Here is an 18,863-nt window from a genome sequence, read left to right as displayed (position 1 = left end):
CTCGCGAGCCGTGCGGCGTCAGGCGACGACCGCGACCATCCGACCCGGCACCACGATCACCTTGCGCGGCTCCCGGCCGGCCAGGTGCCCGCCCACCGCGGCCAGGGCCGCCGCGCGGACGTCGTCCTCGCTGGCGTCGGCGGGGACCTCGATCCGGCCGCGAACCTTGCCGTTCACCTGCACCGGATACGTCGCCGTCTCGGCCACCAGCAGGCTGGTGTCGGCCACCGGGAAGTCGGCGTAGGCCAGCGACTCCGGGTGACCCAGCCGCCGCCACAGTTCCTCGGCGATGTGCGGGGCGACCGGCGCCAGCATCAGCACCAGCGGCTCGGCCACCTCTCGCGGGGTGGCCGGCAGCCGGGTCAGCCCGTTGGTCAGCTCGATCATTTTCGCGATAGCGGTGTTGAACCGCATCGCGGCCATGTCGGTCCGGACGCCGTCGATCGTCCTGGCCAGCAGCCGCCGGGTCGGCTCGTCGGCCGGGGTGTCCACCACCCGGGTCTCGCCGGTCCGTTCGTCGACCACCGCCCGCCAGGCCCGCTGCAGGAACCGGTACGAGCCCACGACCGCCCGGGTCTCCCAGGGTCGGGACACCTCCAGGGGCCCCATCGACATCTCGTACACCCGGAACGTGTCCGCCCCGTACCGCTCGCACATCTCGTCGGGGGTCACCACGTTCTTCAGCGACTTGCCCATCTTGCCGTACTCGCGGCGCACCGGCTGGTCACGGTGGAACCAGCCGCCGTCGCGCTCCTCGACCTCCTCGGCCGGCACGTAGGCGCCACGCGCGTCGGTGTACGCGTACGCCTGGATGTAGCCCTGGTTGAACAGCCGGCGGTACGGTTCCGACGACGACACATGGCCCAGGTCGTGCAGCACCTTGTGCCAGAAGCGCGAATACAGCAGGTGCAGCACGGCGTGCTCGACACCGCCGATGTACAGGTCGGTGCCTCCGCAGTCGCTGGCGCCACGCGGACCCATCCAGTACCGCTCGACCTCCGGGTCGACGAACCTCTCGGCGTTGTCGGGATCCAGGTAGCGCATCTCGTACCAGCAGGAGCCGGCCCACTGCGGCATGGTGTTGGTTTCCCGGGTGTAGGTCCTTGGCCCGTCACCCAGGTCCAGTTCCACCTCCACCCAGTCCTTGCGGCGGGACAGCGGCGTCTCCGGCTGCGAGTCGGCGTCGTGCGGGTCGTAGGTGCGGGGCGAGAAGTCGTCCACGTCCGGCAGTTCCACCGGCAGCATCGAGTCGGGCAGCGCGATCGGCAGACCCGTCTCGTCGTACACGATCGGGAACGGCTCGCCCCAGTACCGCTGCCGGCTGAACAGCCAGTCCCGCAGCCGGTAGGTGACCGCGCCACGACCTTGCCCGGTGGCCTCCAGCCACTCGATGATCCGGGCCTTGGCCTCGGCCATCCCCAGGCCGTTCAGGTCCACGCCGCGGTCGGGCGCGGCGCTGTTGATCATCGGGCCTTCCCCGGTGTACGCGGTGCCCGCGAAGCCATCCGGCGGCTGCACGGTGCGCACCACCGGCAACTCGAAGATCTCGGCGAACTCCCAGTCCCGCGGGTCCTCGGCGGGCACCGCCATGATGGCACCGGTGCCGTAGCCCGCCAGCACGTAGTCCGCGATGAAGATCGGGACGCGCGCGCCGGTGACCGGGTGGACGGCGTACCCGCCGGTGAAGACGCCGGTCTTCTCCTTGGCCTCGGCCTGCCGTTCCGCGTCCGTCTTGGTGGCCGCCGCCGCGCGGTAGTCGGCGACCGCCTCCGCCGGGCTGCCGGCGCCCCCGGTCCACGCCGGCCTGGTGCCCTCCGGCCAGGATCCCGGGACCAGCCTGTCGACCAGCTCGTGCTCGGGGGCCAGCACCAGGTAGGTGGCACCGAAGATGGTGTCCGGCCGGGTGGTGAAGACCCGCACCGGGTCGGCGTCGGTCGGGAAGTCGATGTGCGCGCCGACCGACCGACCGATCCAGTTGCGCTGCATCAGCTTGATCGGCTCCGGCCAGTCCAGCCTGTCCAGGTCCTCCAGCAGCCGGTCGCCGTACGCGGTGATCCGCATCATCCACTGCTTCAGGTTGCGCTTGAATACCGGGAAGTTGCCCCGCTCGGACCGGCCGTCGGCGGTGACCTCCTCGTTGGCCAGCACCGTGCCCAGCCCGGGACACCAGTTCACCGGCGCCTCGGAGACGTACGCCAGTCGGTGGTCGTCGACGATCCGGCGGCGTTCGGTCGCGTCCAGCTCCGCCCACGGCCGGCCGCCGGGCGTAGGCCGGTCCCCCGCGGCGAACTCGGCGATCAGCTCGTCGATCGGCCGGGCCCGGCGGACGTCCGGGTCGTACCAGGAATTGAAGATCTGCAGGAAGATCCACTGGGTCCAGCGGTAGAAGCCGGTGTCCGTGGTGGCCACCGACCGGCGCTCGTCGTACCCCAGGCCCAGCCGGGCCAGCTGGGCCCGGTAGCGCTCGATATTCGCCTCGGTGGTGGTCCGCGGATGGGTGCCGGTCTGCACCGCGTACTGCTCGGCCGGCAGGCCGAACGCGTCGAAGCCCATCGCGTGCAGCACGTTGCGGCCGGCCATCCGCTGGAACCGGGCGAACACGTCGGTGCCGATGTAGCCCAGCGGGTGCCCGACATGCAGTCCTGCCCCGGACGGATACGGGAACATGTCCAGCACGAACAGCTTCTCCGCGCCGGCCCGCGGGTGCTCGGGGTCGGCCAGCGCACCGACCGGGTTCGGCGTGCGGAAGGTGCCGGAGCGGCGCCAATGATCCTGCCAGTGCCGCTCGATCTCGTCGGCCAGCCGGGCGGTGTACCGGAACGGCGGCGTGTCGGTGGTCAGTTCGGCTGCCTCAGTCATTGCTTCACCTCGGGGTCTGTCCAGGGCCGCGCTTGCTGGCGGAACAGCGGGTCTCGGGCGCATCGCACGTCGGTGCGGGGGCGGGGGCACAAAAAAGCCCCTCGCTCAGGAGGGGTCGCCGTGCTGTCGCTGTGCGTCGCGTCAGCACGGCTCGCTAAGGAGCAGGTAGGCCCCGGGCATGTGCGCAGTGTAGCGCGTACCGCCCGGGGCTGTCGTTGCCGTTCCGCTTCGTCCCGAACCGTTCCATCCTGTTGTGGGTCCCGTCCCCCGTCGGGTCGGCGCGGCGCGAAGTTGGCGCTAGCCTGAGGCATGCGGGCAACCGACAGGCCGATTGCCTGTTTCTCCCGCCAACCTTGCCGCGGGTCTCGGGGGTTTAGGTAACGACCGCGGCACAGCGACGAGGAGGAGGCCCGTGAGACAACAGACCTGGGACGAGCTGGGCGGGGCGCTGCCCAACGACGAGTTCCGCGCCGCCAGCGAGGCCATCGTGGCCAACATCGAGCAGGTCATCGAGGGCAAGACGGCGACCGTCCGGCTCGCGCTGGCGGTCCTGCTCGCCGAGGGTCACCTGCTCATCGAGGACGTCCCCGGGGTCGGCAAGACCAAGCTGGCCAAGGCGTTGGCCCGGTCGATCGACTGCTCAGTCCGCCGCATCCAGTTCACCCCCGACCTGCTGCCCAGCGACGTCACCGGGGTCAGCGTCTACAACCAGGAGACGCACGACTTCGAGTTCAAGCCGGGTGCGGTGTTCGCCAACCTGGTGGTCGGCGACGAGATCAACCGGGCCTCGCCGAAGACCCAGTCCGCGCTGCTGGAGTGCATGGAGGAACGGCAGGTCACCGTCGACGGGGTGACCTACGAGTTGCAGACACCGTTCATGGTGATCGCCACCCAGAACCCGATCGAGATGGAGGGCACCTACCCGCTGCCGGAGGCCCAGCGGGACCGGTTCACCGCCCGCATCGCCATGGGCTATCCGGACGCCGGCGCCGAGCTGGCCATGCTGGAGGTGCACGGCGGCGCCGACCCGCTGGCCGGGCTGCGGCCGGTCTCCGACGCCGCCACGGTGCGCCGGCTCATCGCCACGGTCCAGCACGTCCACGTCGCCGACGCCGTCAAGCAGTACGCCGTCGACCTGGTCACCGCCACCCGCGAGGCGCCCGACCTGCGGCTCGGCGCGTCCCCGCGGGCGACCCTGCAACTGCTGCGCACCGCACGCGCGGTCGCCGCGCTGGACGGGCGCGAGTACGTGCTGCCGGATGATCTTCAGGCGCTCGCCGTTCCGGTGCTGGCCCACCGCGTCATCCCGAACGCGGAAGCCCAACTCGCCCGGCGTACCACCGACGCGGTCCTCGCCGACCTGGTCCGTCGGCTTCCGGTGCCAAGCGATCGGCGCCGGTCACCGTACGACACCCGCCCGATGACCGGGGACGGCCGATCGCAGTACGAGCGCCGGGGGCGGTGACCGTGCGCGAGGCGCTTCGCGGCCTCACCACCCGCGGCCGGTCCTTCCTGGCCGCGGCCGTCGCGGCCGCCCTCTCGGCCGCCATCCTGGGTGAGAAGGACCTGCTCCGGGTCGCGGTCCTCCTCGCCGTCCTGCCGCTGCTGGCCGCCGCGTACGTCGGCCGCAGCCGGTACAAGCTGGCCTGCCACCGGTCGCTGGATCCACACCGGGTGCCCGTCGGTTCCAGCTCCCGGGTCGTGTTGCAGCTCCAGAACCTCTCCCGGCTGCCCACCGGGACGCTGCTGTTGGAGGACCGGTTGCCGTACGCCCTCGGCAGCCGACCCCGGGTGGTGCTGGAACGCCTCGGCGCATACCAGGCCAGCTCGGTGGCGTACACGGTGCGGGCCGACGTCCGCGGCCGGTACGAGGTCGGACCCCTGGTGGTCCGGCTGACCGACCCGTTCGGTCTCTGCGAGCTGACCCGCGCCTTTCCCAGCACCGACCGGCTCACCGTGATCCCGCAGGTCACCCCCCTGCCCACGGTCCGGTTGGCCGGCGAGTACGCGGGCGCTGGCGACAGCCGGGCCCGGTCGGTGGCGGTGCACGGCGAGGACGACGCGGCGACCCGGGAGTACCGGCACGGCGACGACCTGCGCCGGGTGCACTGGAAGTCCACGGCACGGACCGGAGAGATGATGGTCCGGCGGGAGGAGCAGCCCTGGGAGAGCCGGGCCACCGTGGTGCTGGACACCCGGGCCGCGGCGCACCGGGGTGAGGGGCCGACGTCGAGCTTCGAGTGGTCGGTGGCGGCCGCCGCCAGTGTCGCGATGCACCTGCGGCGGGCAGGGTACAAGTTGCGGCTGGTCACCGGCGCCGGCGCCGATGTCGACGCGACCGAGACCACCGGCGACGGCCTGCTGCTCGACCAGCTCGCCGATGTTCGGATGAGCCCCCGGGACGATCTCGGTTCTCTGGTGGACCTGGTCCGTCAGCGCTCGACCGGAGGGCTGGTGATCACCCTGCTCGGCGGCTGCACGGTCGCCGAGGCGGAGCTGCTGCGCGGGCTGCGGGAAAGCGGCTCGGCGTGCGTCGGATTCCTCGTGGACAGCACGACCTGGATCAATCTGCCCCCGCCGGCCAGAGCCGAGGCCGACCAGGCACACGACGCCGCGGCGCTGACGCTGTTGCAGGGCGGCTGGAAGGTGGTCGGGGTGGAGCACGGCAACACGTTGCCGCCGCTGTGGCCGCAGGTCGCCCGAGGTTCCCAGGGCTATGCGCGCCGTGCGGCGATGGCCGAGACGGTAGCGGGAGGAATGCGATGACTATGCCCCCTTCGAGCGGCCACCGGACGGGAGTCCGTTGATGCGCGGCAACCGCTACCTCGGGTTCGTGGCGGCGGCGGCCACCCTGCTCGCCGCGGCTCCCCTGTCGACCATCTTCGACCAGTGGACCTGGCTCATCCAGGCCCTGATCACGGTCGGGGCGATCTACGGCGCCGCGACGCTCGGCCGCGTCCTGCGGTTCCCTCTCTGGGGGCAGTTCGCCGCCACGGCCTTCGCCCTGCTGATCGCGCTGACCTGGATGTTCCCCAGCGGCGAGGAGTGGTTGGCGCTGATCCCCACGCCGGACACGCTGCGCCACTTCCAGGCCCTGCTTGTCGCCTCCGCCGAGGACATGCGCACCCAGGCCATCCCGGTGGCCGACACCGATCCGCTGCTCTTCGTCACCGTGCTCGGCGTGGGTGGGGTGGCCGCGGTGGTCGACCTGCTCGCCGTCGGGCTGCGCCGGCCCGCCCTGGCCGGCCTGCCGATGTTGGCCATCTATTCGGTCCCGGTCGCCGTGCACGCCGACAGCGTGCCGCCGCTGCCGTTCGTCGTCGGCGCGATCGGCTTCCTCTGGCTGCTCGTCTCCGACAACGTGGACCGGGTACGGCGGTTCGGCCGCCGGTTCACCGGCGACGGTCGCGACGTCGACGTCTGGGAGCCCTCGCCGCTGTCCGCCGCCGGTCGCCGGCTCGCCGCTGTGGGCGTCGTGTTGGCGGTGCTACTGCCGTTGGCCGTACCCGGCATGACCAGCGGTGTCCTCAGCAACCTCGCCGGCACCACCGGCGAGGGCACCGGCCCGGGTGGGACCGGCGCGCCCGGCCGGATCAGCCTGTTCGCCGCGCTCAGCGGCGAGCTGAACCAGGCCGAGACCCGGGAACTGGTCAAGCTCACCACCGACGAGCCGGATCCGTACTACCTGCGCATCGGTGTCCTCGACGAGGTGCGCGGGGACGGCTTCCGGGATCATCGGCCGGGCGGTGACACGATCGACAAGGGGCTGCCGCCGGTGGACCGGCAGGACGGCAGCGGGATCAACCGGGAGACCCACCGGGCCAGGGTGGAGACCACCCGGTCGCTCAACATGCAGCTGCTGCCGATCTATCCGGACCCGGTCAAGCTGGAGGGTCTGGACCGGTCGTGGGCGTTCGACCCGGACCTGGAGGTCCTGCACTCCGGCCGCAGCCGGGCGGGTGGGCGGACGTACACCTTCGACTACGTCCGGTCGAAGTACTCCCAGGCGGCGCTTGCGGCAGCGCCGGCGCTGCGGGAGGGCGACCCCAACGCCCAGTACGCGCGGGTACCGGAGGTCAAGCAGGTGACCGACCTGGTGAACCGGCTGACCAAGGGCAAGCGCAGCTCGTACGCCAAGGTCCGCGCCCTGTACGGGCACTTCTCCCAGGAGAACGGCTTCCGCTACAGCCTCTCCACCGAAGGCGGCACCAGCGGCAGCGAGATCGTCGACTTCCTGGAGAACAAGCAGGGCTACTGCCAGCAGTACGCCGCCGCGCTGGCCTGGCTGGTCCGGGCCGCCGGGATCCCGGCCCGGGTCGCGGTCGGTTTCACCACCGGCAACGAGCGGGACGGCGACACGATCATCCTGACCAACCAGAACCTGCACGCCTGGACCGAGGTGTACTTCTCCGGCGTCGGGTGGGTGCCGTTCGACGCCACGCCGGCGGCCAGCGTCCCCGGCTCGATCCGGTCCGACTGGGCGCCGGACACCGATGCTCCGGACGACGTCAGTCCCACGACCAACCCCGAGGAGGACCCGCTCACCGATGCGGGACCGGCAGCCCCGGGCAGCGAGCGGGAGGAGATCGACCCGGAGTCCGGGCTGCCGGTGGCCGAGGCGGTCCCGCAGGCCCAGGCTTCGACCCGGCCGTGGTGGATGGTGGCCGGGGTGCTGGCCGTGCTGCTCCTGCTCGCGGTGCCCGCGTTGGGCCGGGTCCTGCTGCGTCGGCGACGGTCCCGCCGGGTGGCGACCGTGCCGCCGGTGCTGGCGTCGGCCGGCGAAGGAACACCGGAGGCGCCATCCGTGCAGGTCACCACCGGCACCGCCGACCGGGTGCGGTCGGACGCGCACGCCGCCTGGGACGAGTTGCTGGACACGATGATCGATTTCCGGGTACCTGTCGATCCGGCGGAGACGCCCCGGACGACGGCCGGCCGGCTGACGGCCGCCGGTGTCGAGGGGGCTGCCGCCGACGCCGCCCGGCTGCTCGGCCGCGCTGAGGAACGGGCCAGGTACGCCCGCGATCCGATGCACGAGGGAGCGCTCGGGCCGGCTCTGCGCACCGTACGTCGGGGGTTGGCTGCCGGCGTGAGCCGGCGCGTCCGCCTGGTGGCCGCGGTGTTTCCACCGTCGGTGCTGCTCCGCTGGCGGACGGCGGTGGTGGAGGGCTATGCGGGCGGGGTGGCCAGGGCTGGTCGGGTGCGGACCGGACTGTTGCGGTTCAGCCCCCGGCGGCTGATCACCCGCAGGGCCGCGGCCCGCTGATCCGCCCGGGGCCACGGCCCGCTATCCGTCCGGGGTCACGGGTCGACCACGAAGGACGACCGGCTGCGCGGTGGTCGGGGTCGGTCCGCGACCACCGAAGGCCGGCCGGAGTCACGGGGTGAGGGTCGGTCCGCGCGACCACGGAAGGCCGGCCGGAGTCACGAGGTGGCTCCGCCGGCCGCGTCCTGGCCGGATGCCCGGCCGGCTGCCGAGCAGCCAACTCACCGGGTCCGGGCCTCCCGAACCGATGAAACGTCGCCCGGAATGGTCTCGTCAGCGATGGCCCTCGGGCCGCTGACGCCACCTCTCCTCGAGCCGGTCAAGCATCGACGACTTACGGCCTCGGCCCCGGCTTCGGCCCCGGCCACGGGGCTGCCGGGCCGTCGTGCCGCCCACCACATGCAGGTCAGGCTGCTGACTGCGACGGTGCGACTGCATGGCGAACGCGGCGGCACCGAGCATGACGACGAAGCCCGCGACTCCGAGCGGCGTCAACTTGCTCACCGTGCCGTAGACGACCAATGCGAGACCGGCGATTATCACGCCGGCGGCGACGAGCAGCCGACGCCGCACGCGGAAGCGTGGGTCGTTGGCGCGCACAGCCGAGGCGAATTTGGGGTCCTCGGCAAGCGACCGCTCGATCTGCTCGAACAGCCGCTGCTCGTGCTCCGAGAGCGGCACGGCACTCCTCCCCGGTCACGTTGGCCGGTCCGCACGGACCGACAGACCGTGGCAGCCAACCAGCTGCTTACCCGCCAGTCTACGAGGGGGCTCGCGGGTCGGAAAGCGGGACGACCTATGGTCCGTGTTGATTTTCCACCGGCGGCGGGTCGGCCCTGCTGAGAAGGCTGGCGGGACCCACCACGGAACGCCCGAATCGGGCAGCTACCGCGTCCGCCGCCGCCTCGGCCTCGCGCCAACCGTGCTCTGGAGCCCCCAACACCGGCTGCCGCGTGGCGGAACCGGCCGGCACAAGTCCCTCCACCCGGACACCGACCAGCCGGATCCGGTCACCGGGGCGGAGTGCGTCGAACAACGCCCACGCCGTCTCGAACACCTCCCGAGCCACATCGGTCGGAAAGGCGAGCGTGCGGGACCGGCCGATGGTGCGGAAGTCGGCGAACCGCACCTTGATCGACACGGTCCGTCCCGCCTGTCCCGCCCGCCGCAGGCGTACCCCGACCTTGTCGGCGAGGGACAGCAGCGCGCGGCGGATCTCCGCCGGGTCGGCGACGTCGATGTCGAAGGTCGTCTCCGCCCCGATCGACTTCTCCACCTGCTCAGGCGTGACCCGCCGGGGGTCCCGCCCCCAGGACAGCTCGTGCAGGTGCCGGGCGGCTGCCTCACCGAGCGCGGCCCGCAGCATACCGACCGGCGCCTGAGCAAGGTCACCGACGCTGGACAGGCCGAGCCGGCGCAGCGCCTCCTCGGCCCGCTCCCCCACCCCCCACAGGGCGGACACCGGCAACGGATGCAGGAAGTCCAGCACCTGGCCGACCGGCACCACGACCAGGCCGTCGGGCTTGGCCCGGGTGGACCCGAGCTTGGCCACGAACTTGGTCGGCGCCACCCCCACCGAACAGGTCAGCCGCTCCTGCTCGACGACCCGGGCCCGGATCAACCGAGCGATCTCCGCCGGCCGACCCAGCAACCGACGGGCCCCCGCCACGTCCAGGAACGCCTCGTCCGCGGACAGGGGCTCCACCAGGGGCGTGACGTCGCGGAAGATCTGCATGACAGCCCGCGAGGCCGCGCTGTATTGCGGAAAGTCGGGCGCCAGGAATACCGCACCGGGGCAGAGCGCCCTGGCCCGCGACATCGGCATCGCGCTACGTACGCCGTACACCCGGGCCTCGTAGCTGGCCGAGCTGACCACGCCGCGCGGCCCGAGACCGCCCACCACGACGGGCCGCCCCCGCAGCTCGGGCCGCCGGCGAACCTCGACCGAGGCGAAGAACGCGTCCATGTCGACGTGCAGGATCGAGCAGCCGGAGTCGTCGGCGTCCGGCCCGAAGCGCGGATCGTCCCCGCGCGGGACAGCCTGACTACGACCCATGGCAGGAGGCTATCCCCCGGGTACGACGACCCCGCCCCGCTCCTCGCGATCTTGCATTCTCGGCCGGGATTAGAGGTGGCGAGAAGCCAACTTCCGACGACCCAAAGTGCAGGGTGAGGTGGTCAGGCGCGGGCGACCAGCAGCGGGATTGCCATCTCGGCGGCGGTGAAGGAGCCGTGGTAGCCCACCAGGCGAGCCTCCACCGGATGCTCCCGAGAGGCCACCACCGCGTGCGTTCCACGGCAGGCCACCACGACGTCACCGATGCGAGCCAGGTGTTCCCCGGGCACCGGTCCGAACCAGCCGGCGGCGACCAGCTCGTCCCGGCTCGCCACCAGGGCCGCCTCCCCCAGCACCGCCGACCAGGTGGCCAGCACGTCCGCGGCGGCGCCCGGCCGGACGTGCAGGTAACGCACCCGGGGCTCGCCGGCCACCAGTGCCACCCCGGCCCGCAGCTCGGTTTCGGTGTCCAGATCGAACCGGTTCCCGGCGGGCACGTTGAGCTGCCCGTGATCGGCGGTGATCAGCAGCGCGGCGTCCGGCGGCAGCCCGTCGACCAGCCGGGCCAACGCGACGTCCAGCTCGGCCACCGCCAACCGCCACGGGGTGCTGGCGACCCCGGTGACGTGGCCGTGTCGATCCAGATCCGGGTGATAACCGTAGACCAGAGCCGGGCCCGCACCGTCCCGCAGCGCGGCGAGCATCCCGTCGGTCAACGAGCCGAGGTCGGCGGCACCCACGAACCGGCCGCCGGCATTGGCCGCCCGGGTCAGTCCGGAGCCGGCGAACTCCGGCCGGCTGACCACGGTGACCGCCACCCCGGCGGCCGCCGCCCGCTCCAGCGCCGTGGGCAACGGCTGCCAGCGGTCCGGATCGGGCTCGTCCCGCCACTGGACGTGGGTCAGCACGTCGTCGGTACCCGGTACCCGGACCCGGAAGCCCAGCACGCCATGCCGACCCGGCGGCGCCCCGGTGCCGAGGCTGACCAGGCTGGTCGGAGTCGTCGACGGGAACCCGCAGGTCAGTTCCCGCCCGCCGCGGGCCAGGTCGCGCAGGGTCGGAGCGTACGGCGCGGCGAGCGGCAACTGGTGCCAGCCCAGTCCGTCCACCAACAGCACGGCGATCCGGCGTACCCCGGCCAGCTCCGCCGCCAGGCCCATCGGGTCGTCCGCGCCGGGCAACCCGAGGACGGCCGACGCCGCCGGCAGCACCTCGGCGAGGCTGGCGATCCCATAACGCGGCCGGACCGCGTCGAGCGGCCCGGTGGCGGCCTCCGACCCGGTCCCGCCACCCGGGCCGCTGTCGGTACCCGGCCCGGTCGCGCTTGCCGGTCCTGTGGCGGCTGTCCGCCCGGGTCTGTCCGGCCCGGATCCCACCCGGTCGGTCACGGCGTCCGGCGGGCGAGCAGGTGCAGCTGGGCGGCGATGTCCCGGTACGGCGGGCGAGCCGCGGCGGCCAACTCCAGGTCGAGAAGCGTTCCCGGGTCGCCGTCGGCAGCCGCCGCCGGCAGCAGGTCGGCCAACACACGTACCCCGTGGGTCTGCTCGACCGCCAGCCCGGCGGCGCGCAACAACGCGGTCGCGCCGTCGGCGTCGAAGCGACGGCGCAGCGTATCCCGCGGACCGGCGCGGCCGTCGGGGTCGGTGAGCACCGCCGCGGCGGCGGCCAGGTGACCGCTCGTCGCCCGAGCCAGCACGGCGGCGGCCCGGCCGGCGACCAGCACGCTCGCCGCGCCACCGGAACGCAACGCGGCGGCCAGCGCGGCCGCCACCGGGACCGGGTCGTCGACCACCTCGAGTACGGAGTGGCAGAGCACCAGGTCCACACTGGCCGGCTCGACGAGGTCGCCGAGCGCGTCGGCGTCACCCTGGGCGGCACGTACCCGGTCGGCCACCCCGGCCTCGGCGGCCCGGCGAGTCAGCGCGGCGAGGGCGTCCGGGCTGGCGTCCACCACCGCGACCCGGTGGCCCGCCTCGGCCAACGGCACCGCGAACCCGCCGGTGCCGCCGCCGATGTCGAGTACGGACAGCGACCGTCCGGCATGCCTGTCGAGTTCCTGACGCAGCACCTCCCAGACCACCGCGGTCCGGATGCTTGTCGCCGGCCCCGGCCGGATCCGTGAACGCTCCACCCGGCCGAGCCTAGGGGGTGGCCGGGCACGCCACCAGCCGGTCGCTGACCGGCGCCTGAACGGCCGACACACGCCGGCGGGGCCACCGGCGGCGCCGCCTGTGGCCGGGGTCTCCGGGCGGGCGATTGCCGCGACCGCGGTAGGGCTGGCAGGCTCGACAATCGATGATCACCCTGCTTACCGCGTTCGTCATCGTGTTGCTCGCCGCCGTCGCGCAGGCGGTGAGCGGCTTCGGCTTCGCCCTGGTCGCCGTCCCGCTGCTCACCGCCACGACCGATCCGCGCACCGCGGTGGTGGTGACGTCGCTTACCGGCATCGGCTTGACGCTGACCGTCGCCACCCGGGAACGCGCGCACGCCCGCTGGCGTACCGCCGGATGGCTCACCGCCGCCGCGGTCGCCGGCATGCCGGTCGGCCTGCTGGTCCTGACCCTGGCGCCGGACCGGTTGCTGACCGTCCTGATCGCGGTCGTGGTGGTGGGCTGCGCCGTGCTGGTCTGGCGCGACGTCCGGATCCGCACCGGACCGGCGGTCGTCGGCGCCGTGGGCGTGTTTTCCGGCGTGCTGGCGACCTCCACCGGGACGAACGGTCCGCCGCTGGTGGCGGCGTTCCAGGCGCTGGGGTACGACCCGCGCACCTTCCGGGCCACTCTGGCCGCCACCTTCGCCGGCAGCGGGGTGCTGGGGCTGGCCGGGTTCATGCTGGCGGGGCAGGTGACGCCTACCACCCTCGCGCTCGCGGCGGCCGGCCTGCCCGCGGTGGGGCTCGGCTGGTGGCTGGGCAACCGCATCTTCACCCGGGTGGACCCGGTCGGGTTCCGCCGGATCGTGCTGCTCGGGCTGGTGCTGAGCGCCGCCACGGCGCTCACCCGGACGCTTACCGGCTAACCCCGTTGATCTAGGGCAGATGGTCGTGATTGGAGATCAACTCACGACCATCTGCCCTAGATCAACGGGGGAGGTGCGGGGGCGAACCCATTCGGGGCCTGCGGGCAAAGACAGACGACAGTGTTTGTCTCTCGAAGAGGGGTGACCGATGCGAGAACCCGGCTACCTACCACACATGACGGACGTCAGACGCATCCGCTCGGCCGGGTGCGGCCGGTGATGGTCTCGGCCGAGATCGAGGGCAGGACCGAGCGGGCGGTCGGCGACAACACGCTGATCGAGCGTTCCCGGACCGACCCCGAGGAGTTCGCGGGCGTCTTCGACCGCCACTCCGCGGCCGTGCACCAATACCTTTCCCGGCGGGTCGGTCGCTCCGTCGCGGAGGACCTGACCGCCGAGACGTTCCTGGTGGCCTTCCGGCAACGGGAACGCTACGACGTGAGCCAGGCGAATGCTCGGCCCTGGCTCTACGGCATCGCCACGAACCTGCTGCACCGCCAGCGCCGGACCGAGATCCGCCAGTACCGGGCACTGGTCCGAACCGGCATCGACCCGGTCGACGATGCCGGCGAGGACGAGGTCGTGGCCCGCGTCGCCGCCCGGTCGGACACCCGCCGGATGGCCGCGGTCCTGGCCAGGTTGTCGACGGGTGAACGAGATGTGCTGCTGCTCGTCGCCTGGGGAGAGCTGGGCTACGCCGAAGTCGCCCGGGCCCTCGACATCCCGATCGGCACGGTCCGTTCCCGGTTGCACAGCGCCCGCAAGCGGCTTCGTGCCGCGATGCCAGACCTCGATCCCATCGCCCGCTCGGAAACGGAATGATCATGGACGATATTGACCTGCTGCGCGACTTCCGGGGCAACCTCGCGTCGACGGATCGGGTGGACCTGTCCCGTGCCCGGTCCGAACTGGTACGGGAGATGCGGGGCACCCCGGCCCGGCCGGCCCGGTCCGCTCGACGGCCCAGGTTTGTCGGTTGGCGGTTCGCCGTGCCGGCCGGGCTGACGCTGGCCCTGGCCGCCGGCCTGGTCGTCGCGGTGACCGTCGACGGGCCGGGTGGGACCAATCCGGACCGGGGTGGGAACGCCGTCGCGTCGACGGACGGTTCGGAAGCCGAACGCATCCTGCGGAACGCCGCCTTGACCGCCGGGCACAAGCCGCTTCTGGCCGCCCGGCCGGACCAGTACGTGTTCGTCGAGTCGGTCGCCGAGTACCACACCGGGGAGACGTTCGACTGCGATGGGAAACCCGACCAGTCCGACTGCACCGCGACCAGTGGGCCCAAGCGGCGGACCCTGCGCCAGATCTGGCTGGCGGTGGACGGCACCCGGGACGGCTTGCTGCGGGAAGGGCCACGGTCCGGGCCGGGCCGGACCGAAGAGGTGCCGCTTGAGACGTGCCGCCCGTCCAGCCCGGCTGTCGGGTTGGACGGCACAGCAGCCTCACCCGCCTGCCATCCGCAGCCCGCCTACCGGGACGACCTGCCGACGGACGCGGACGGCATGCTGACCTACCTCCAGCGAGAACCGGAAGACGCCACCCCGGCGGCGGACCCGGGCCAGGAGGAGGTCCTGCGCGCCAGGCGGGTGATCCAGCGGGCCGGTGAGCTGATCCAGGAGAGGTACGTGCCACCCGCATCGCTGGCCGCGCTGTTCCAGGCGGTGGCGACGATCCCGGATATCACGGTGCGGCACGACGTGGTCGACGCCGCCGGTCGGCACGGTGTCTCGGTCGGGGCGGAGTATCGAGGGATTCGCAACGAGTTGATCTTCACGGTGGGCGCGCACGACTACCTCGGCTCGCGGACCGTCGCCGTGGCGGACACGGCCACCATGCGGAAGGGAACGGTCGACGGCGAGGCGGCGCAACTACGGGTCGCGGTCGTCGACCGGATTGGCCAGCTCCCCTGATCGGCGGCTGGTGGGTGGTCCGCCGGGGCGGCGCGCCCCGGCGGACCACCCGGCCGGCAGGCCCATGGCGGCCCTGCGCCGCAGTGCCGGCTGGGGGCCGGCGGCGGACCCGGTCAGCCGGCGGCGGACCCGGTCAGCGGAAGTCGCGGGAGGCCGGGCTGACCGGCGCCGTGATCTCGTCGAGCCGGTCGGCGGTCAGCGAGACGACCCCTTCGGACCGCTCCAGCCGCCCCCGGACCACCAGAGCGGCACTGGTCCGGGCCACCTTGCGGTAGCGCTGCCACAGCCCCGGCGAACAGGTGACGTTGAGCATCCCGGTCTCGTCCTCCAGGTTGAGGAAGGTGACCCCGCCGGCGGTCGCCGGCCGCTGCCGGTGGGTCACGATGCCACCCACCCGCACCCGCCGGCCCGGCTCGACCCGACCCAACCGGGCGATCGGCACCGCGCCGAGCGCGTCGAGGCGCGGCCGGACGAACTGGGCGGGATGGCTCTCCGGCGACAACCCGGTGGCCCACACGTCGGCCACCAGCCGGTCCACGTCGTCCATCCCGGGCAGCGCCGGCGCCCGCGCCCCGGCGATGGTGCCGGGCAGCCGGCCCGGTCGGTCCTGGGCCGCCGCGCCGGCCGCCCACAGCGCCTCCCGGCGGGTCAGCCCGAAACAGGTGAACGCGTCCGCGGTGGCCAGCGCCTCCAGCTGCGCCGCGGTCAACCCCACCCGCCGAGCCAGGTCCGGCATGTCGCGGTACGGCCCGCGCGCCGCCCGCTCCGCCTCGATCCGCTCGGCCACCCCGTCGCCGAGCGTACGCACGCCGGACAGCCCGAGCCGGACCACCGGACCGCCCAGTCCCCACTCGTGCGGCGGTTCGCCGGGGGCGCTCCCCCACCGGGTGTCCGGGGTGGCCTCCAGCACCGCCTTCGCGTCGCTGGCGTTGATGTCCGGCCGGCGGACCTCCACCCCGTGCCGGCGGGCGTCGTCGACCAGGCTCTGCGGCGAGTAGAAACCCATCGGCTGGGCGTTGAGCAGCGCGGCGAGGAAGGCCGCCGGGTGGTAGCGCTTGAGCCAGGCGCTCGCGTACACCAGGTAGGCGAAGCTCATGGCGTGGCTTTCCGGGAAGCCGTAGTTGGCGAAGGCGGACAGCTTCACGTACACGTCGTCGGCCAACTCTCCGGTGATGCCCCGGGCCGCCATCCCCTCGTACAACCGGTCCCTGATCTGCGCCATCCGCTCGGTGGACCGCTTCGCGCCCATCGCCCGGCGCAACTGGTCGGCGCCGGCCGCGTCGAACCCGGCCAGGTCGATCGCCAACTGCATCAACTGCTCCTGGAACAGTGGAACGCCGAGCGTCTTCTCCAGCGCGTTGCGCATCAGTGGGTGCGGATACGTCACCGGTTCCAGGCCGTTGCGGCGCCGGATGTACGGGTGCACCGAGCCGCCCTGGATCGGGCCGGGCCGGATCAGCGCCACCTCCACCACCAGGTCGTAGAACTCCCGGGGTTTGAGCCGCGGCAGGGTGGCCATCTGGGCCCGGCTCTCCACCTGGAACACCCCGACCGAGTCGGCCCGGCACAGCATGTCGTAGACCTCGGGATCGTCCAGCGACATCGAGCCGAGATCCAGGGTCGACTGGATCATGTCGTACGCGTAGTGCAGCGCGGACAGCATGCCGAGCCCCAGCAGGTCGAACTTGACCAGCCCGGCGCTGGCGCAGTCGTCCTTGTCCCACTGGAGCACGGTGCGGCCGGGCATCCGACCCCACTCCACCGGACACACCTCGATCACCGGCCGGTCGCAGATCACCATGCCGCCGGAGTGGATGCCCAGGTGCCGGGGGAAACTCTGCAACTCGTTGGCGTACGCGACGACCTGCTCGGGGATCTCCTCGACATCGACGGCGGCGACCGAACCCCAGCGGTCGATCTGTTTGCTCCAGGCGTCCTGCTGACCGGGTGAGAAGCCGAACGCCTTGGCGATGTCCCGCACCGCCGAGCGGGGCCGGTACGTGATGACGTTGGCGACCTGGGCGGTGTGCTCCCGGCCGTACTTCGTGTAGAGGTACTGGATGACCTCCTCGCGGCGGTCCGACTCGATGTCCACGTCGATGTCCGGCGGGCCGTCCCGCTCGGGAGCGAGGAAGCGTTCGAACAACAGGTTGTGCCGGACGGCGTCCACGTTGGTGATCCGCAGCGCGTAGCAGACCGCCGAGTTGGCCGCCGAACCCCGGCCCTGGCAGTAGATGTCCCGCTCCCGGCAGAACGCGACGATGTCGTAGACCACCAGGAAATAGCCGGGAAAGCCCAGGTTCTCGATCATCGTCAGCTCGTGGTCGAGCTGCTCGTATGCCCGCAGATGGGCCGCCCGCGGTCCGTACCGCTCCAGCGCCCCGCGCATGGTCAGCTCGCGCAGCCAGCTCATCTCGGTGTGCCCGGCCGGCACCGGGTAGGCGGGCAGTTCCGGGGCCACCAGGTGCAGGTCGAAGGCGAGTTCGGCACCGAATTCGGCGGCTCGCGCCACCGCCCCCGGGTAGCCGGCGAACCGGGCCGCCATCTCGGCACCCCCGCGCAGGTGGGCGGTGGCCGCCGCGGGCAGCCAGCCGTCGATCTCGTCAAGGCTGCGCCGGGCCCGCACGGCGGCCAGCGCGGTGGCCAGCCGCCGGCGCGCCGGGTTGGCGTAGTGCGCGTTGGCGGTGGCCACCGTGGGCAGGCCGGCCGACGCCGCGAGCCCGGCCAGCGCGTCGTTGCGGTCGCCGTCGGTCGGGTCGCCGTGATCGGTCAACTCCACCGCCACGGTCTCCGCGCCGAACAGGGCGGTCAGCCGGTCCAGTTCCCGCGCCGCGGCGGTCACCCCGTCGGTGAGCAGCGCGGCGGGCACGTGGCCCTTGCGGCATCCGGTGAGCACCAGTACGTGGTCGCGCAGCTCGGCGGCCACCTCCTCCAACTCCCCGTAGACCGGCCGGCCCTTCTCCCCGCCGCGCAGTTGAGCGCGGGCGATGGTGCGGGCCAGCCGGGCGTACCCGTCCGGGCCGTGGGCCAGCACCAGCAGGTGCCGGCCGAGTGGATCGGGTTCACCGTTCTGCGGGCCGGGCAGGCCCAGCGACAGTTCGGCGCCGAAGATGGTGGGCATCCGCAGGGCCCGGGCCGCCTCGGCGAACCGGACCACGCCGTAGAACCCGTCGTGGTCGGTGACCGCGAGCGCGGTGAGCCCCAGGGCGGCCGCCTCCTCGGCCAGTTCCTCGGGGTGGCTGGCGCCGTCCAGGAAGCTGAAGTTGGTGTGTGCGTGCAGCTCGGCGTACGGCACCGCGGTGTCCGCCGGCACCAGCCCGGGCGGCGGCGCGTAGCCGCCGCGCCGGCGCGACCACGCCGGCGAGTCCCCGCCGTCGCCAACGCCGCCGGTCCCGTCACCGCCGGATCCGGTCCCGTCGTCGCCGGAGCCGGCCAGCGGATCGACCACCCGCAGGTGCCGGCGACGGCCGCCGAACCAGGCGTTGCTCACCGGCTCGTCGGCGGAGTCGCCGTCGGCCGGCCCGCCGGCCGTCGCGCCCGGTGCGCCGTCGGGTCCATCCGCCGCGTCGGTCCGTGGGCCACCGGTGCGGGTCGCGTCGCTGGCCGCCCGACCGGAACCACCCGTGCCCCGGGTCGCGTCGCTGGCCGCCCGGCCGGAGAGCAGGCGTTCCAGCTCCGACCAGGGAATGTCGGGATTGTGGTAGCTCACCGTCGACCGCCGTGGCGCTCGCCGAGTTCGCCGGGTGGGCCTGCT

The 18,863-nt window shown here is 72.9% G+C and carries 12 protein-coding genes; 6 read left to right on the top strand and 6 right to left on the bottom strand.

The genetic code is table 11. The annotated features are described in order from the left end of the window. Window positions 1-18 precede the first annotated feature (18 nt). Window positions 19-2,859 (bottom strand): leucine--tRNA ligase, encoded by a 2,841-nt coding sequence (gene leuS / locus ACFQUZ_RS19050; protein WP_377443935.1) that lies wholly within the window; start codon window positions 2,857-2,859, stop codon window positions 19-21. Window positions 2,860-3,271: 412 nt separating this feature from the next. Here leuS and ACFQUZ_RS19045 point away from each other — a divergent pair, with 412 nt between their 5' ends. Genes ACFQUZ_RS19045 through ACFQUZ_RS19035 form a run of 3 tightly spaced genes read left to right on the top strand, consistent with a single transcriptional unit; the run spans window position 3,272 to window position 8,125 of the window. After that, the gene (locus ACFQUZ_RS19045) at window positions 3,272-4,324 is read left to right on the top strand and encodes an AAA family ATPase (RefSeq protein ID WP_377443933.1); all 1,053 of its coding nucleotides are present in this window, start codon (window positions 3,272-3,274) and stop codon (window positions 4,322-4,324) included. A gap of 2 nt (window positions 4,325-4,326) precedes the next feature. After that, window positions 4,327-5,625, top strand: a complete 1,299-nt coding sequence (locus tag ACFQUZ_RS19040; RefSeq protein WP_377444049.1) for a DUF58 domain-containing protein — start codon at window positions 4,327-4,329, stop codon at window positions 5,623-5,625. 40 nt (window positions 5,626-5,665) lie between these two features. Then, complete coding sequence (locus ACFQUZ_RS19035; RefSeq protein ID WP_377443931.1) at window positions 5,666-8,125, top strand: DUF3488 and DUF4129 domain-containing transglutaminase family protein; 2,460 nt, start codon at window positions 5,666-5,668, stop codon at window positions 8,123-8,125. Window positions 8,126-8,398: 273 nt separating this feature from the next. On the opposite strand, the gene ACFQUZ_RS19030 is transcribed toward ACFQUZ_RS19035, so the two are convergent. The 4 genes from ACFQUZ_RS19030 to ACFQUZ_RS19015 all read right to left on the bottom strand — a co-directional run bounded on the left by ACFQUZ_RS19030 (window position 8,399) and on the right by ACFQUZ_RS19015 (window position 12,312). After that, entirely contained in the window at window positions 8,399-8,806 is a 408-nt protein-coding gene (locus tag ACFQUZ_RS19030) for a DUF3040 domain-containing protein (protein WP_377443929.1), read from the bottom strand. Window positions 8,807-8,921: 115 nt separating this feature from the next. Beyond that, window positions 8,922-10,181 (bottom strand): DNA polymerase IV, encoded by a 1,260-nt coding sequence (locus ACFQUZ_RS19025; RefSeq protein WP_377443927.1) that lies wholly within the window; start codon window positions 10,179-10,181, stop codon window positions 8,922-8,924. Between the two features lie 122 nt (window positions 10,182-10,303). Next, entirely contained in the window at window positions 10,304-11,557 is a 1,254-nt protein-coding gene (locus ACFQUZ_RS19020; protein WP_377444047.1) for an alkaline phosphatase family protein, read from the bottom strand. An 8-nt stretch (window positions 11,558-11,565) separates the two neighbouring features. Then, window positions 11,566-12,312 (bottom strand): methyltransferase domain-containing protein, encoded by a 747-nt coding sequence (locus ACFQUZ_RS19015; RefSeq protein ID WP_377443925.1) that lies wholly within the window; start codon window positions 12,310-12,312, stop codon window positions 11,566-11,568. Between the two features lie 164 nt (window positions 12,313-12,476). Between ACFQUZ_RS19015 and ACFQUZ_RS19010 the strand changes: the two genes are divergently transcribed. The 3 genes from ACFQUZ_RS19010 to ACFQUZ_RS19000 all read left to right on the top strand — a co-directional run bounded on the left by ACFQUZ_RS19010 (window position 12,477) and on the right by ACFQUZ_RS19000 (window position 15,109). Then, entirely contained in the window at window positions 12,477-13,199 is a 723-nt protein-coding gene (locus ACFQUZ_RS19010; RefSeq protein WP_377443923.1) for a sulfite exporter TauE/SafE family protein, read from the top strand. Window positions 13,200-13,418: 219 nt separating this feature from the next. After that, entirely contained in the window at window positions 13,419-14,021 is a 603-nt protein-coding gene (locus ACFQUZ_RS19005; protein ID WP_377444045.1) for an RNA polymerase sigma factor, read from the top strand. Between the two features lie 2 nt (window positions 14,022-14,023). Next, window positions 14,024-15,109: a CU044_5270 family protein gene (locus tag ACFQUZ_RS19000; RefSeq protein WP_377443921.1), complete on the top strand. Its 1,086-nt coding sequence runs from the start codon at window positions 14,024-14,026 to the stop codon at window positions 15,107-15,109. A 133-nt stretch (window positions 15,110-15,242) separates the two neighbouring features. Here ACFQUZ_RS19000 and ACFQUZ_RS18995 read toward each other — a convergent pair whose 3' ends face one another. Continuing rightward, entirely contained in the window at window positions 15,243-18,599 is a 3,357-nt protein-coding gene (locus ACFQUZ_RS18995; protein ID WP_377444043.1) for an error-prone DNA polymerase, read from the bottom strand. Between the last annotated feature and the right edge of the window lie 264 nt (window positions 18,600-18,863).

It is taken from the genome of Plantactinospora sp. GCM10030261, assembly GCF_042666615.1.
Classification (GTDB): Bacteria; Actinomycetota; Actinomycetes; order Mycobacteriales; family Micromonosporaceae; genus KBS50.
Note: the sequence above shows the minus strand (reverse complement) of the source record. Positions and strands in the feature narration are given on the sequence as shown.

Coding starts and splice junctions, on each gene's coding strand:
- ACFQUZ_RS19025 (WP_377443927.1), bottom strand. CDS start 10,181: ATGGGTCGTAGTCAGGCTGTCCCGCGCGGGGACGATCCGCGCTTCGGG.
- ACFQUZ_RS19010 (WP_377443923.1), top strand. CDS start 12,477: ATGATCACCCTGCTTACCGCGTTCGTCATCGTGTTGCTCGCCGCCGTC.
- ACFQUZ_RS19035 (WP_377443931.1), top strand. CDS start 5,666: ATGCGCGGCAACCGCTACCTCGGGTTCGTGGCGGCGGCGGCCACCCTG.
- ACFQUZ_RS19000 (WP_377443921.1), top strand. CDS start 14,024: ATGGACGATATTGACCTGCTGCGCGACTTCCGGGGCAACCTCGCGTCG.
- ACFQUZ_RS19005 (WP_377444045.1), top strand. CDS start 13,419: ATGGTCTCGGCCGAGATCGAGGGCAGGACCGAGCGGGCGGTCGGCGAC.
- leuS (WP_377443935.1), bottom strand. CDS start 2,859: ATGACTGAGGCAGCCGAACTGACCACCGACACGCCGCCGTTCCGGTAC.